General features: G+C 25.2%; 12 protein-coding genes and 1 other annotated feature. Of the genes, 9 read left to right on the forward strand and 3 right to left on the reverse strand.

Going from position 1 to position 15169, the window contains the following annotated elements:
* Positions 1–306: 306 nt before the first annotated feature.
* A complete protein-coding gene (locus AC07E4_RS01855) occupies positions 307–1503 on the forward strand; it encodes an iron-containing alcohol dehydrogenase (RefSeq protein WP_040327850.1) in 1197 nt (398 codons plus the stop codon).
* Between the two features lie 178 nt (positions 1504–1681).
* Entirely contained in the window at positions 1682–2329 is a 648-nt protein-coding gene (fsa, locus tag AC07E4_RS01860; RefSeq protein ID WP_040327848.1) for a fructose-6-phosphate aldolase, read from the forward strand.
* Between the two features lie 152 nt (positions 2330–2481).
* Here fsa and AC07E4_RS01865 read toward each other — a convergent pair whose 3' ends face one another.
* Complete coding sequence (locus AC07E4_RS01865; protein ID WP_478215610.1) at positions 2482–3093, reverse strand: PilZ domain-containing protein; 612 nt, start codon at positions 3091–3093, stop codon at positions 2482–2484.
* Positions 3094–3357: 264 nt separating this feature from the next.
* Between AC07E4_RS01865 and AC07E4_RS01870 the strand changes: the two genes are divergently transcribed.
* On the forward strand, positions 3358–4158 hold the full coding sequence (locus AC07E4_RS01870; RefSeq protein ID WP_040327846.1) for a DUF368 domain-containing protein: 801 nt from the start codon (positions 3358–3360) through the stop codon (positions 4156–4158).
* Positions 4159–4527: 369 nt separating this feature from the next.
* Positions 4528–4677, forward strand: a complete 150-nt coding sequence (locus tag AC07E4_RS01875; RefSeq protein WP_187372132.1) for a hypothetical protein — start codon at positions 4528–4530, stop codon at positions 4675–4677.
* Between the two features lie 128 nt (positions 4678–4805).
* Here the strand turns inward: AC07E4_RS01875 and AC07E4_RS01880 are convergent, their stop codons facing one another.
* Positions 4806–6479: a glutamine--tRNA ligase/YqeY domain fusion protein gene (locus AC07E4_RS01880; RefSeq protein ID WP_040327844.1), complete on the reverse strand. Its 1674-nt coding sequence runs from the start codon at positions 6477–6479 to the stop codon at positions 4806–4808.
* A gap of 79 nt (positions 6480–6558) precedes the next feature.
* Positions 6559–6824: a binding site (T-box leader), on the reverse strand.
* Positions 6825–7101: 277 nt separating this feature from the next.
* On the opposite strand from AC07E4_RS01880, the gene AC07E4_RS01885 reads away from it, so the two are divergent.
* Entirely contained in the window at positions 7102–9132 is a 2031-nt protein-coding gene (locus AC07E4_RS01885; protein ID WP_040327841.1) for a methyl-accepting chemotaxis protein, read from the forward strand.
* A 135-nt stretch (positions 9133–9267) separates the two neighbouring features.
* Positions 9268–9813, forward strand: a complete 546-nt coding sequence (locus AC07E4_RS01890) for a phosphatase PAP2 family protein (protein ID WP_430830318.1) — start codon at positions 9268–9270, stop codon at positions 9811–9813.
* A 55-nt stretch (positions 9814–9868) separates the two neighbouring features.
* On the opposite strand, the gene AC07E4_RS01895 is transcribed toward AC07E4_RS01890, so the two are convergent.
* Positions 9869–12310: an ABC transporter substrate-binding protein gene (locus AC07E4_RS01895; RefSeq protein ID WP_040327837.1), complete on the reverse strand. Its 2442-nt coding sequence runs from the start codon at positions 12308–12310 to the stop codon at positions 9869–9871.
* A 268-nt stretch (positions 12311–12578) separates the two neighbouring features.
* Between AC07E4_RS01895 and AC07E4_RS01900 the strand changes: the two genes are divergently transcribed.
* The 3 genes from AC07E4_RS01900 (at position 12579) to AC07E4_RS01910 (ending at position 14963) form a co-directional block, all read left to right on the forward strand.
* Entirely contained in the window at positions 12579–13307 is a 729-nt protein-coding gene (locus AC07E4_RS01900; protein ID WP_040327835.1) for an HAD-IB family hydrolase, read from the forward strand.
* Positions 13308–13461: 154 nt separating this feature from the next.
* The gene (locus AC07E4_RS01905; protein WP_040327833.1) at positions 13462–13902 is read left to right on the forward strand and encodes a DUF134 domain-containing protein; all 441 of its coding nucleotides are present in this window, start codon (positions 13462–13464) and stop codon (positions 13900–13902) included.
* Between the two features lie 305 nt (positions 13903–14207).
* Positions 14208–14963, forward strand: coding sequence for a hypothetical protein (locus AC07E4_RS01910; protein WP_040327831.1), 756 nt, complete (start codon positions 14208–14210; stop codon positions 14961–14963).
* Positions 14964–15169 lie beyond the last annotated feature (206 nt).

A 15169-nucleotide genomic window follows, 5' to 3' on the forward strand; every position in this document is an offset into this window, starting at 1 on the left:
ATATCTAATATATCATAAAGTATAACCAATTAAAAAAATAGAAAACAAAAGTAAGAATAATATTATCAAAACTTGTTAAAAAAAATACAAAGAATTTAAAAAAAAACAAGTATTTTGTAGAAAACAATGTATTTTATTAAATTATTTTAAAATTTTTAAAATAAAGAAAAAAATACAATAGAAAATTGATATTTTTTTAACGAAATCTATTGAATATGCTCTAAGTTTATATTAGTATATTAATATAATAAATTTCAAATATTCTTAAAATAAAATCAAATTTATATATATTGGAGGAGTTATATTATGTGGGAAAAAACTATGCCAGTTAATGAAGTGAGAGAAATTATTACAAAAACACATTTATATTTAGGGGCAGGAGCAATACAAAAATTTAATGATATAGCTAAAGATTTAGTGAACAAAGGAATTAAAAAAGTTGCAATTCTTACAGGAAAAGCAGCATATATAAAAACAGGAGCTTGGGACGTTGTATCAAAAGCTTTAGAAGAAAATGGAATTGAGTATTTACTTTATAATAAAATTACACCAAACCCTAATTCACATGATTGTGATGAAGCAAGAGACTTAGCTGTAGAATTTGGTGCAGAAGCTATAATAGGAATTGGTGGGGGAAGTCCAATCGATTCAGCAAAATCTGTAGCTATTATGTGCTGTTATAAAGAAAATACAACAGCAGATTTATATGAATATAAATTTACACCAGATAAAGCATTACCTATAATTGCAATTAACACAACTCATGGAACAGGTACAGAAGTTGATAGATTTGCTGTTGTAAGTTTACTTGAAAAGGAATATAAGCCAGCTATAGCTTATGAAGTATGTTACCCAATGTATGCAATAGATGATCCAAATTTAATGGTTGGACTTGGAAAAGGACAGACTTGCTATACTTCTGTAGATGCTGTTAACCATGTTGTAGAAGCAGCAACTTCATTAGTTACAAGTCCATATTGTGTAATGTTAGCAAAAGAAACTATAAGACTTGTACATCAGTATTTACCAGTGGCATTAGAAGAACCTAACAATATAGAAGCTCGTTATTTCTTAACATATGCATCTATGATAGGTGGTGTATGCTTTGATAATGGAATGCTTCACTATACTCATGCATTAGAACATCCATTAAGTGCTGTAAAACCAGATATCACACATGGATTAGGACTTGCAGTTTTATTACCAGCAGTAATAAGACATATATATCCAGCATGTAGTGAAGTATTAGCAGAAATACTTAGACCAATTGTACAATTAGAAGGAAAAGAAAATGAAGCTGAAGAAGCAGCATTAAAAGTTAAAGAATGGCTTGTATCAGTTGGAATAAAAGAAACATTAAAAGATTTAGGATTTACAGAAAAGGATGTACCTAAATTAGTTGAATTAGCATTTACAACACCAAGCCTTGATTTATTATTATCACTAGCACCAGTTAAGGCTACAAAAGAAGTTGTAGAAGCAATATATAGAGAATCTTTATAATAAAATATTAAAAAGTGGATTCCTTTATTGAATCCACTTTTATTTTTATTATATTCAAATAAAAAATAAGATTATAACTTTATAGATATGAGTTTAAATGAAACTTTGTAAGGATATACTAGATTAAGATAATATGATATAATTACAAAGTAAATTTATTGAAAGGTGTGAAATATATATGAAATTATTTATAGATACAGCTATAACAGAAGAAATAAAAGAAGCTAATGATATGGGAATAATTTGTGGAGTTACAACAAACCCATCTTTAATAGCTAAATCAGGAAGAGATTTTAAAGAAGTTATAAAGGAAATTACATCAATAGTAGATGGACCTATAAGTGCAGAAGTAATAAGCTTAAATTCTGATGAAATGGTTAAAGAAGCTTTAGAGTTAGTGAAAATACATAAAAACATAGTTATAAAAATTCCTATGTGTCAAGAAGGATTAAAAGCTACTAAAATATTAACTGAAAAAGGAATAAAAACAAATGTTACATTAATATTTTCAGCGGCACAAGCATTACTTGCAGCAAGAGCAGGAGCTACATATGTAAGCCCTTTCTTAGGTAGATTAGATGATATTGGAATGGAAGGACTAAATTTAATAGAAGAAATAGTAGATATATTTGATATGCATGGAATTGAAACAGAAATAATTGCAGCAAGTATAAGAAATCCAATGCACGTTACAAAAGCAGCAAGAGTAGGAGCTCATATAGCAACAGTTCCACTTAATGTATTAAAACAAATGACTAAACACCCATTAACTGATTCAGGAATAGAAAAATTCTTAAAGGATTGGGAAGGTGTTAATAATAAATAAATTTTATTATTAATTAATATAATAAAAATAGCCTAGAAAACTTAAATATAAAAAGTTTTCTAGGCTATTTCTATTTATTCAAAAATCTCATAAAACGTATACATTTATAAGACTTTTAAAAAATTGATAAGTTGAAATGTATTTATCTATATTTATAATAAATTTTTATATTTTGATTGAATCAATTTATTTTTTAATATAAATTTTCCTAATAACATTTCATCAAATTCACTTTCTAGTTTGAATTGACATCCATAATAATACATACTTTGTTTAAAAAACTTTCTTTTACAGTTTGCAGTAAGATTTATGGATTTATTATTAATAGGAAATTTTAAAATAAATATAGAGGTGCTTGGTAAATCTAAAGAACATTGTAATAATACACCATTTATACTTAAGTTTTTAGCAGTCATTAAAATTGGTTTACTTAAAGCAAAAACATTATTACCAACATATACTTCGAAAACCTTCAGAGAAATATTTACCAAAACCCTATTAGAATCTCTTCTTTCCTTCGAAAACAAAAATATAGCACTATTAAAAAACAATTTATTATCAGAAATTTCATTAAGAGTAGCTTCATATGTTGATATTCCGCTTTCTTCAGAAATAATATGTATGAAATATTGAGTGTTTAATGATAGACTATGGCAATTTTCAGTAGAAATTACCAAAGTTTTGTTATAAAAATTTTCAAGTATACCAGATGTAATATTGCATGTATCAATGTCTTCGATTTTTACTAAACAATACTTATGCATATATCCCCCTTAGATGTAATAAAAATCTAAATATATTATCGACATAAATAACAAAAATTTAATATAAAATCTTCCAATATTATAAAAAAAAATAAAAGTTTACAAAATTATTAATATGTAATCTAAATTTAAAAAAAATTTACTAGTAAAAAACAATATAAGGTTAAGTTTTTGTTAAATATAAATATTAGTATATTTATATTAATAATTTGAGGTTATATTAATTAATATGAATAAATTTTAAAGTGAATATAGAGGTGAAATATGAGATTTATTTCTAATTTTTTTAAGGGAGTTGCTATAAGTATCTCTCAAATAGTACCAGGTGTTAGTGGTGGAACTATAGCTATAATACTTGGAATTTATGATGATTTAATACATGCTATTAATAATATTTTAAAAGATTTTAAAAATCAGTATAAAATCTTATTACAGGTAGGGCTAGGTGCAATAGTTGGAATATTTTTATTTAGTAATATAATAACAACTATAATAGATAAGTATAATATTGAAATGGGATATTTATTTACAGGAATTATTTTAGGTGGAGTTCCAATAATATATAAAAAAGCAGTGGAAGATAATAAGGGAAAAAGTAATATACTATATTTAATCCTAGGAATAATTATAGTTTTAATTATGAGTGGAAATTATGAAGATAAATCTTCAATAATCAATCAAATAACAGTAATTAATTTCATATGGTTATTTGTAGGTGGAATTGTAGTTGCCATAGCCCTTATATTACCAGGAATAAGTGGATCTTTTGTTCTTTTAATATTAGGCCTTTATAATACTACTATGGAAGCAGTTGCAAAAATGAATTTTAGTATTATACTACCAATTGGATTAGGTGTAGTAGTAGGAACACTTCTTACAGCAAGAGGAATAGAAAAATTACTTAAAAAATATCCAAGTCAAACATATATGTTAATTTTAGGATTTATATTAGGTTCAGTGGTTGAAATATTTCCTGGTTTTACAGAGATAGGTAGGGAAATTATATCTATAGTACTATTAATTTCAGGATTTTTTACAATACATAAAATAAGTAAGAATATATAGGGTTCCAAGCTCAAATTTAAAGTAATATTTTTATTAAATGATACTAGCAACATTACAATTTATTCCTGTTTTTGTATTTGGAACTAAGTAAGAAGTAAGAGTGAAGAGTGAAAAGTTATGGTTGATATTACTCACTTTGTTCCTAATATCTAACACTGTCTGTTGTCAATTTTAAAAATATAGATTAAAACTTAGAGTTAAAATTCTCAACTGAAACATGAGTAACTTAAAGTTTCAAACTGGATTCCTATATACGTTTCCAAGCTTGAATTTAAGTTGTTTATTTAGGCTAAAAAATTTTTAGCTAGAATAAAATAGTCTATTAAAAACAATAATAAGATTATAAATATTATTATTGTGGAGGTAGAAATGAATAGAGAGCAAAAAAATCAATCTTATAAAAAAGCAAAACAAATGATAATAGATGGTGAAGACTGGAATAGTATAATGACTGAAACTCGTTTAAGATTAAAAGATTTAAAAAAAATTCAAAGAGAAGAGATAGATCCACATTTTTAAAACTAATTCAATTATTAATGTTATATAAGTTTTGTAATTAATAAGTTTTAAGATGAGATTAAAATTCTATGATATTATTAAATAAAAAAATGTTAACTTATTTTTAAGTTAACATTTTTTTATTAAAGTTATTTCTTATTTTTCCATGAATCTTTTAGTGAGACAATTCTATTAAATACTAAGTTTTCAGAAGTAGAGTACTTTTTATCTACACAAAAATATCCATGACGAATAAATTGAAATTTATCTTCTAAGTTTGAATCTTTTAAAGATGATTCAACAATACAATCTTTTAATACAACTAAAGAATTTGGATTTAATTTTTCATTCCAAGTTTTAGAAGAGTCTTTTAGTAAAGTATCATCTAATAAAAGTTTATCATAAAGATGAATTTCTGCTTTTATTCCATTATTCTTAGAAACCCAGTGAATAGTACTTTTTACTTTACGTTCATTAAAGCCAGTTCCACTCTTGGTTTTTGGATCATATGTGCAATGAAGTTCTATAATATCACCATTTTCATCTTTTATAACTTTATTACATTTAATAAAATAAGCTCCCTTTAATCTAACTTCAATATCAGGAGAAAGTCTTTTAAATCCTTTTATAGGATTTTCCATGAAATCATCTTTTTCTATATAAATTATTTTTGAAAAAGGTACAAGTCTTTTACCTAGTTCTGGATTTTCAACATTATTTTCAATTTCTAATAATTCACTACTATCTTCATCATAATTAGTTATAACAACTTTTAATGGATTTAATACTACCATACGACTTTCAACTTTAGGTTTTAAATCTTCTCTTAAGCAATGTTCAAGCATTGAAATGTCAACAGTACTTTGATTTTTAGATACACCAATTTCATTTACAAAATTTTTAATACTTTCAGGAGTAAAACCTCTACGTCTTAATCCTTGAATAGTTGGAAGTCTAGGATCATCCCAACCATCTACATAGTTATTAAAAACAAGTTCTTTTAAATAACGTTTACTAGTTACAACTCCTGTTAGATTTAATCTACCAAACTCTCTTTGTTTTGGAGGGAGAGAGAAATCTAACTCATTTAAAAACCATTCATATAATGGTCTATGATCTTTAAATTCCATTGAGCATAGAGAATGTGTAATTCCTTCAATAGCATCTTGTAATGGATGAGCAAAGTCATACATTGGATAAATACACCAATCGTTATTAGTTCTGTAATGAGATGCATGCAATATTCTGTAGATTACAGGGTCCCTAAAATTTATATTAGGTGATGACATATCTATTTTTGCTCTTAATGTTTTAGTTGAATTTTCAAATTCTCCATTTTTCATTCTTTTAAACAAGTCTAAGTTTTCTTCAATACTTCTATTTCTGTATGGACTATCTTTGCCAGGTTCAGTTAAAGTACCCCTATATTCTTTTATTTCTTCAGGACTTAAATCACAAACATAAGCTTTTCCTTTTTCTATAAGTTTTACGGCATAATTATAAATTTTATCATAATAATCAGAACCATAGAAAATTCTTTCATTAGGAGAAAAGCCAAGCCAATTCATGTCCTCAATTATAGAATTAACATATTCAATATCTTCTTTTAAAGGGTTAGTATCATCAAGACGTAAATTAAAATTTCCTTTATATTTTTTTGCTATAGAGTAGCTTATATTTATAGCATAAGCACTTCCAATGTGAAGGTAACCATTAGGTTCAGGTGGAAATCTAGTACAAATATCTCTATCATAATAGTTTATATTTAAATCATCATCAATTATTTTATGCATAAAATTTGAATTAATATTATTATCACACATTTTAAAACCTCCTAATAATAAAACAATATATATTTAAAGTAAAATAAAAAAACTCTCACCCCCAAGACTATTTTAAAGTCTTGGGGACGAGAGATATAATTCGCGGTGCCACCCCAGTTTATTAATATGTTGCCATATTAACCTCTTCAAGTACGGCAATAAATAAATAGATTTATTTAAAGTGATACTCTAGCTCTATAACAGGAGCTCCTGTCACACTATCCCTAAAAGTTCCAATGTGAAGCTCAAAGACTTGCTTCAATTAAAAATTTTTTGCTTCTTCTCACCAATTAAAGCTCTCTGTAAAAAAATATAATAATCTACTCTTCTTATCATCGCTGATATTTATAATAATTGTTAATTATAATATCAAAGAAAATAGAGAATGTCAAGAATATTTTTAAAATAGAAATATTATTTAGGTAATTTATATTACATGAAATTGAGGATATCTTAAAAAACAGGTAGTAAATATAAAAAAATCATACAAAAGTCAGTAAAAAATAGGTATAGATGTATTCAAAATGAAGTATTGTTAAAAAATATTTGACTGAAATGAGTTTTGAATATAAAATGGTATTGATAATCAATATCAATTGAAATGTGTGGAGGGATTGGGAGTATGAAATTAAAAAAAGAAAAAATCTCTATGAGGAAGAGCATTATAATATTAACCAATTTTTTTATTGTGTTAGCAATTGTAATGTTAACTACGGTTAATGTTGTTAAATTAAAGTCAAATTTAAAAGGTATGATACAAAATGCTGGGTATAGAATAGCAGAAGATGTTAGAAACAAGATAAAGGATAGTTACATAATTGATGAAACTTTAAATGAAAGTTTAAATGAAAAAAGCTTAGCTGTAGCATATAGTTGTGAATTTATGGATTTTAAAACTATAAATAATGAAAAGCTTAAGGAATTAGCTAATAGTGCTAAGGTAACATATATAAGTATAATAGATAAAACTAAAAATGTTATATACAGCAATAATGAAAAAGCTATAGGGTTTAGTTTTAAAGATGATCATGAAATGAATAGTTTATTTGAGGGGAAGAAGACAGTTTGTGTGGAAGAAATAAGAGAAAGTATACTTGAAGGAAAAAGAGTTAAGTTTGTTGGAGTAGCTTTAAAAAATGGATATTTTGTTCAAGTTGGAACAGATGTAGAAAATTTAATGAATATTAGAAGTAAGATTAATATGGATACAGTTTCTAAAAATGCTGCAAAAAGCGATGAAATATTGTATGTAGGAGTATTAGATACTAATATGATACAAATAGCTGGAAGTGATGATGATAATGGAGAAAAATATGAAAATAAATTTGTTGAGGAAGCTATTAAAAATAAGAAAGAATATAAAAATATAAAGTTTAGTGACAAATTAAAGGCTAATACATATGAGATAGTATTGCCACTAGAAGTAAATGATGAGTATATTGGTGGAATTGAAGTACAAATGTCTTTTGGAAGATTAGAAAAGACAGTTAAAAAGAGTATAATAAACACTGTAGGATTAGCCATAGTAATTATAATTATATGTACAGTAATATTATCTTATATTATTAGAAAAAGATTGAAACCATTAGTTTTAATAGCTAACAATTTGAGATATATGTCAGAAGGCGATTATAGTAAAGAAATGGATGAGAATTTAGTACATTCAAAAGATGAGATTGGATTGATTTATAAGTCAGCATTAAGTATGAAAAAGAATACTGTTAACCTAATAAATGAACTAAAAGATGCTTGTGAAGTTTTATTTCATTCTTCAAGTACATTATCGTCTATAACTGATGATTCTGAAAGAGCTGTAAAGGAAATAGCTATATCTATGGAAAATATAACACAAAAAAGCAGTGAACAAGTTGTATATATTGATGATATAGTAAACAAATCTGAAACTCTTGAAAATGAAATAAGTGAAACAATAGAACATTTAGAAGAGTCTATTGAAATTTCTAATAGAACAGAGTTGCTTGGAGTTCAGGGATTAGAAATTGTAAAAAATTTGGAGTATGAAAGTAAACTAGGTATAGGAAAAATAAGTAATATAACTAGTATTATAAAAGATGTAAATAGTTCAGCAGATAATGCTCAATATATAATAGATATCATAAATAATATTGCAAAGCAAACAAATTTATTAGCACTTAATGCAAGCATTGAAGCTGCAAGAGCAGGGGAGGTAGGAAGAGGATTCTCAGTAGTTGCAGAGGAGATTAGAAAATTATCAGAGGATACTTCTAATGCAACTAATAATATTCAAGATTTAATAGGAAATATTCAATATAAAGTAAAGGATGCAGTTGATTCTATAGAGGGCATAGGTAATGCTGTAAATTCACAAGAAGAGGCAGTATCTAAGACTACAGAAATATTTAATAATACATCTGTAGAAATTAAAAAATTAGTTGGATATTTAAAAGATGTAAGGGAACATGCCAATAATATGGAGGAAAGTAAAGAAAAAATAAATAGTGCAATAAGTGAGATTTCAATATTATCAGAAAAAACATCTCAAAGTACACAAGAGGTTTTAGCATGTACTGAAGAACAATTAGCATCAGTAGAGGAAATTTCATGTCAATCAGATGAAAGTCAAAGTTTATCTAGGAAATTAGATGAACAGATTAATATGTTTAAAATATAGAAAAAATGTCAATATAGAAATAGAACTAAGTAATTATTTAGTTCTATTTTTAATATTAATAAACTTAAGTAACTTTACTAATATTAACAGGACAAGATATAATAAGATACATACATTAGAATTAGGAGGTTAAAAATGCATTATATTCAAATGATGGATAATACTATTTTAAATTTTATACAAAATAATATGCATAATAAAGTTTTAGATAAGATTATGATAGCTATAACTTCTATGGGAAATATGGGATTAATATGGATAATAATATCAATAGCGTTAATTATAAATAAAAAGTATAGAAAAGTAGGAGCATATAGTTTAATAGCATTAATTTTAGTTACTGTACTAGGAGAGGGAATATTAAAACATTTGTTTGAAAGACCAAGGCCGTGTGTAAATATTCCACAGTCACAGCTATTAATTAAGAAACCAACATCATATTCTTTTCCATCAGGACATTCAGGTTCATCTTTTGCATGTGCTGTAGTTCTTAGTTATTATTTTAAAAAATATGCAGTTTTAATTTATGGATTTGCTACAACTATGGCTTTTTCAAGATTATATGTTTATGTTCATTATCCAAGTGATGTTTTAGTAGGAACCATATTAGGCTTATTAAGTGGATGTTTAGTTGTATTTATGTGGAAAAAATCAGAAACTAAAAAGAATACTATTATATAAAATAAGTTATGATTGAAGTTAATTTCAGTCATAACTTATTTTTATAAAGTGCATTTTATTCTACGATTATATCATCCATTAAAATATTATTTATTGGATTGATTATTATATTTTTAGCTTTTTTAGAGTTATATATAATACCACATTTAGGATTAAATAAGAAAATAGCTGGACAATCATCAAGTATTGTGGTATTAAGGTCCTTATAAATTTCATACCTTTTATCAGGAATTATGCATCTAGCAGCCTGATCCATAAGTTCATTTGCTCTTTCACTATCATAACCATGTTTATAGAAAGTTTCATTTTTGCTAAATAGTGGTCTTAAATAGTTATCTGCATCACCAGTATCAGCTATCCAGTTAGCTGGAAATAAATCAGCTTTTATATAAGTATTAGGATCAGAAAGAAGATTTCTTTCAACTATAAGTCTTTCGCAAGCAAATCCAGCAGCTTCTAAATATTTTATTATTCCATCAGCGTAGGAATCTTCTTTTGAGCATAATATTTTAAGTTTATCTTTACTTTTTGAATAACCAGATTTAGTTAAAAGTTCTTTAGCTTTTTGTGGGTTATAACTAAAAATTTCACTACCATTAAAATCTAAGATAGCCTTAGGAAATATAGATTTAAAGAATTCAGCATTATCACTAGCTAATGTTTTTATTAAAGCACTTTTATCTATTGCGTAGTTAAGAGCTTGTCTAACTAAATTATTGTTTGAAAAAATACTGTTCTTTTTAAAGTTTATGAAATACATATTAGTTAGTAGTGATGGAAATACGTTTAATTTTAAATCTTGATGTTCATCACATAATGATAGAATTTTCTTATTAAGTGTAGCTATTTTATGAAAATCTATTTTGTCTTCATTTATTAATTCAGCAATAGTTTTATCTTCATCTACAATTTCAATTTCATCTACATAAGCGCGTCCGCCATAGTAATCCTCAAAGGCTTCTAAAGTTAATCTATTTGATGATTTTGAAGTTATCTCATATGCACCACAAGCCACAAGTTTCTTATTTGTTTTAAATGCATTTTCACTATAAATTGAACAAGATACTTGAGTTAAATTCTTTAAAAAACCAGAATATGAGTAACTTAATTTTATATCTATAGTGTAATTATCAATAATTTTTATTCCACTTATATGATTAGATTTTCCAGATTTAAAATCATCTACACCTTCTATTGAAGATAATAACCAATGATTAGCTGCATTTAATTTTGGATCGCATAGTCTTTCAAAAGAAAATTTAACATCATTAGCAGTTAATTTACTTCCATCATGAAATTTTACATTATCTTTAAGTTTAAAACTCCAAGTTAAATTATCATCATTTAAGTACCAAGTTTTTGCTATGCCTGCACTTACTTCAGAGGTATGTCTTTGAATTAGAAGTTGAGAGCATACATTGAAAAGAACTATGGCTTCGTCAACACTATATGTTAATGCTGCATCTAGTGGAAGATTACAAACTTTTAAAGAAGTTCTTAGTTTTGTTTTAGGTTTACTTAAATTAGAGCAATCTTTAATATTTATATTTGTACAAAGGTTTACAAATGAATCAACTGAAGTTTTAGCAAATTGAGAATTAATCATAGAATTTTCTATAAGTCCAAAAGCTTTTTCAGATATATCTTTCATATCATTTGTACAATTAGCTATATAGTCTACAGATTTTAATTGATCTTCAATAGAATCACTTATTTCCTTTATTATAAGTTGAGTATTTTTAGTTGCATTAGATATATCATTAAATGATGTAGTAGTATCTTGAGCTAAATTTATACCATCATTAATTAATTTATCACTGTCCTTAATAGTTTGTGATGTATTATTAACACTTAAATTTATTTCTGAAATTATATTTTCAATATTTTCAACAAAGCTTTGACTTTGAGTTGCTAGATTTTTAACTTCATTTGCAACAACACCAAAGCTTTTACCATATTCTCCAGCTCTAGCAGATTCTATAGATGCATTTAAAGCTAAGAGATTGGTTTGTTTTGAAATTTGTTTCATTTGAACTAATATATCATTGATGTTTTCTATTTTATTATTTAATGTAGTAACTTCATCTTTTATGTAAGTTACGGATTTAATAATATTAAACATAGCATCTATTGTTTTGGAAATAGAATTTATACCTATATCAACTTTAGTTATAGTTTCTTCAGATTGTTCAGTTGATGTAGATATGCTTGCTGAAATTTCTTCTGCAAGAGCAGAGTAATTTTCAAATTCTTGTATAACTGTATTTATGGATTTTGCTTGTTCATTTACAGCAGAATTTATAGAATTTATAGACCTTATAAGGTTTTCAATAGAAAAATAAGATTCCTCTACTCTTTTGTTTAATTTAGTTAAAGAAATTTTTTGATTATAAGAAGAAAAATCAAAATTATTTATAGAAGAGTCTAATGTTTCAATTTTAACGGCAGTTTCATTACTGTCATTTTTAAATTTTTTATTTTTCAATAATGAGAACATAAAATTTCCTCCTAATGTTAATTGAATATGAACGATTTATAAAAAATCAAGAACATCTGTACATAATAATTCCATTTTAGTCATAATATGATTATAATATTAATGTTAAAATAGTTCAATAATAAAAAAATATTATCAAAACTAAATAAATTATAAATAATTTGTAAATTTATTTTAATTTTAAAGTTTAATAATATAAATAATTGTATTTTTGAAAATATGTGATAAAATTTATTAAATCGATAAAATATGAGGGGAGAATTTAGAAATGAAAAATATAGCAGCATTTTTTGATATAGATGGTACTATTTATAGAGAAGGATTAATAACAGAGGTTTTTAAAAAAATAATAAAATATGAATTGGTAGAAGAGAAAAAATGGTATAGAGATGTTAGACCAGCATTTCTAAAATGGGACAAAAGACAAGGTGACTATGATGATTATTTATTAAAAATGGTAGATATTTATGTAGAAGCAATAAAAGGAATAGATAGGCATCACATTGAATATATAGCTAAAAAAGTTATAGAGCAAAAAGGTGATAGAGTGTATACTTTTACAAGGGAAAGAATAAAGTGGCATAAAGAACAAGGACATAAAGTTATAGCTATATCTGGTTCACCAATAGAACTTGTAAGAGAAATGTCTAATAAATATAATATGGATGATTTTAGAGGATCTATATATTTAAAAGATGAAAATGATACATATACAGGAGAAATAATTCCAATGTGGGATTCTGTTAGTAAAGAAAATGCAATAAATGAGCTAATTGAAAAATATAATATAGATCTTGAAAAAAGTTTTGCTTATGGTGACACATCTGGAGATTATACAATGTTCGAATTAGTTGGAACTCCATATGCAATAAATCCAACTAAAGAGCTTTTAGGTAAAGTAATAAATAATAAGGAAATATCAGAAAAGATAAATGTTATAGTTGAAAGAAAAGATGTAACATATAATTTAGATATAAATAATATAAAATTTTCATAAGAAGGAGCTGTATTAGAATAATATTGTATTATTTTAATACAGCTTTTATAATTTGAAAAAGTTTATAATTTAAATGTTTGGGATAGTAATAAAATATATGATATGCTATAAAAGAAGTAATTTTATAAAAATAGGAGGATTTTAAATAAAGGTTATGGTTAGACCAATAAAAATTAGAAAAGTTGAAAGTTTTCCAGAAAATAACTATTTTATACCTTTTGGAAAATCTAAATGTCAGCTTGAAGAAGTTACATTAAAAGTAGAAGAATTAGAAGCCATGAGGCTTAAAGATATAGAAAAATTGAATCAAGAAGATTGTGCTAAAAAAATGGAAGTATCTAGACAAACATTTCAAAATATAATTGAAAGTGCTAGGGAAAAAGTAGCTTTAGCTTTGACAGAGGGGAAGGCTATTAAGATAGCTGGGGGAAATTATACAACTAATATGTGTAAATTTAAATGTATGGAATGTGGAGAAATTTATAGTATAAACTATGAAAATGATAGATATAAATGCCCAAATTGCAGTAGCAATAAAGTTGTTTGCAGAAAAAAAGCAAATTTCTGCGGTAAATGGTGCACAAATAAAAAATAAACTATAGGGTTAAAAGCTGAAAAATAAATTTTATAAAATATTCAAAGTAATAGTTATATTTACTATTAAAACTATGGTTAGTAAGAATATTATAATGGGGAATTTATTCTCCAAAATGAACTTTTTATGGATAAATATTATATTAATTTTATTTGAAGTTCAAATAAAACATTATCATTGTTAATTGCTAACTGTTAATTGGTTCCAACCATGATAATAGAATAAATAATATCATTTGAGAAAGAGATTACTTTGAATTTGAACTTGGAACCCCATATACTATATTAAACAAGGAGTTAATGAAAATGACACAATACACTTTTAAGCAAAAAAATTTTTTGGATTATTGTAAGAATTTAAAGAAGGAACAAATAAAAGCTTTATCAGATAAAACGTATAATTGGTTTTATAATATTACAAAATTAGAGGCAACTTTTGATGATAAATGTTTTGAGTATGTAGCAGCTGTTATATTAAAGAGGTATTATGAACCTTTATCTAGTGAAGTAGATCAAAGAATACTATTAGTATTTGTAGAAATGTATAGACCAATAATGTTTAGTTCAAGTATGGAAGATTTAATTTTAAAGAGCTTTTTAGATTATAATAGTGATTGGAAAAGTGTTATAGAATTTTTAAAAGAAAATCATTCATGGATAATTAATGAAAAGTATGGGAAGAAAATAGAAGGTGAAATAGCTAAGAGTGCAGGACCTTTTGTTTTAATTGATTTAAATATAGAAGAAGATCAAAATACATATAAATTTTCTAAACTTCATAGTAAATTTGAAACATCTAAGTGCATTTGTCCTAAATGTAAAGAAAATTTACAAAAAGCAATATTTGAACAGGGAAAAGAGTTTCAATTGTCTACATTAGAAGGAATAAAAAATATAAATGAAATATATACTTGTGAAAATTGTAATATATTCATAGGTTCTAATGAGGAGCATAAAATAAATAGTGGAAAGATTTATTATAAAAAAATAGTTAGTAAAGAAAATTATAAAATTCACTTGAATATATTTAATGAAAATGCAAAAGATTTATATGTAGATTAATTTAGAAATTTAAGTTTAAACTCTAAGTTATTCATGTTTCAGTTGAGAAAGAGCAATTTAAAGTATTATACAAAATTAACAATTAACGATGAACAATTAACAATGAAGGATAAAACTGAAGTCTCAGTTTATTTGAATCAAATTTTATGATAATTTGCTAAGCAAATTAGATTGAAAACAATATAGAAACGTAGTTTTTATGGAAT

It is taken from the genome of Clostridium amazonense, assembly GCF_056431285.1.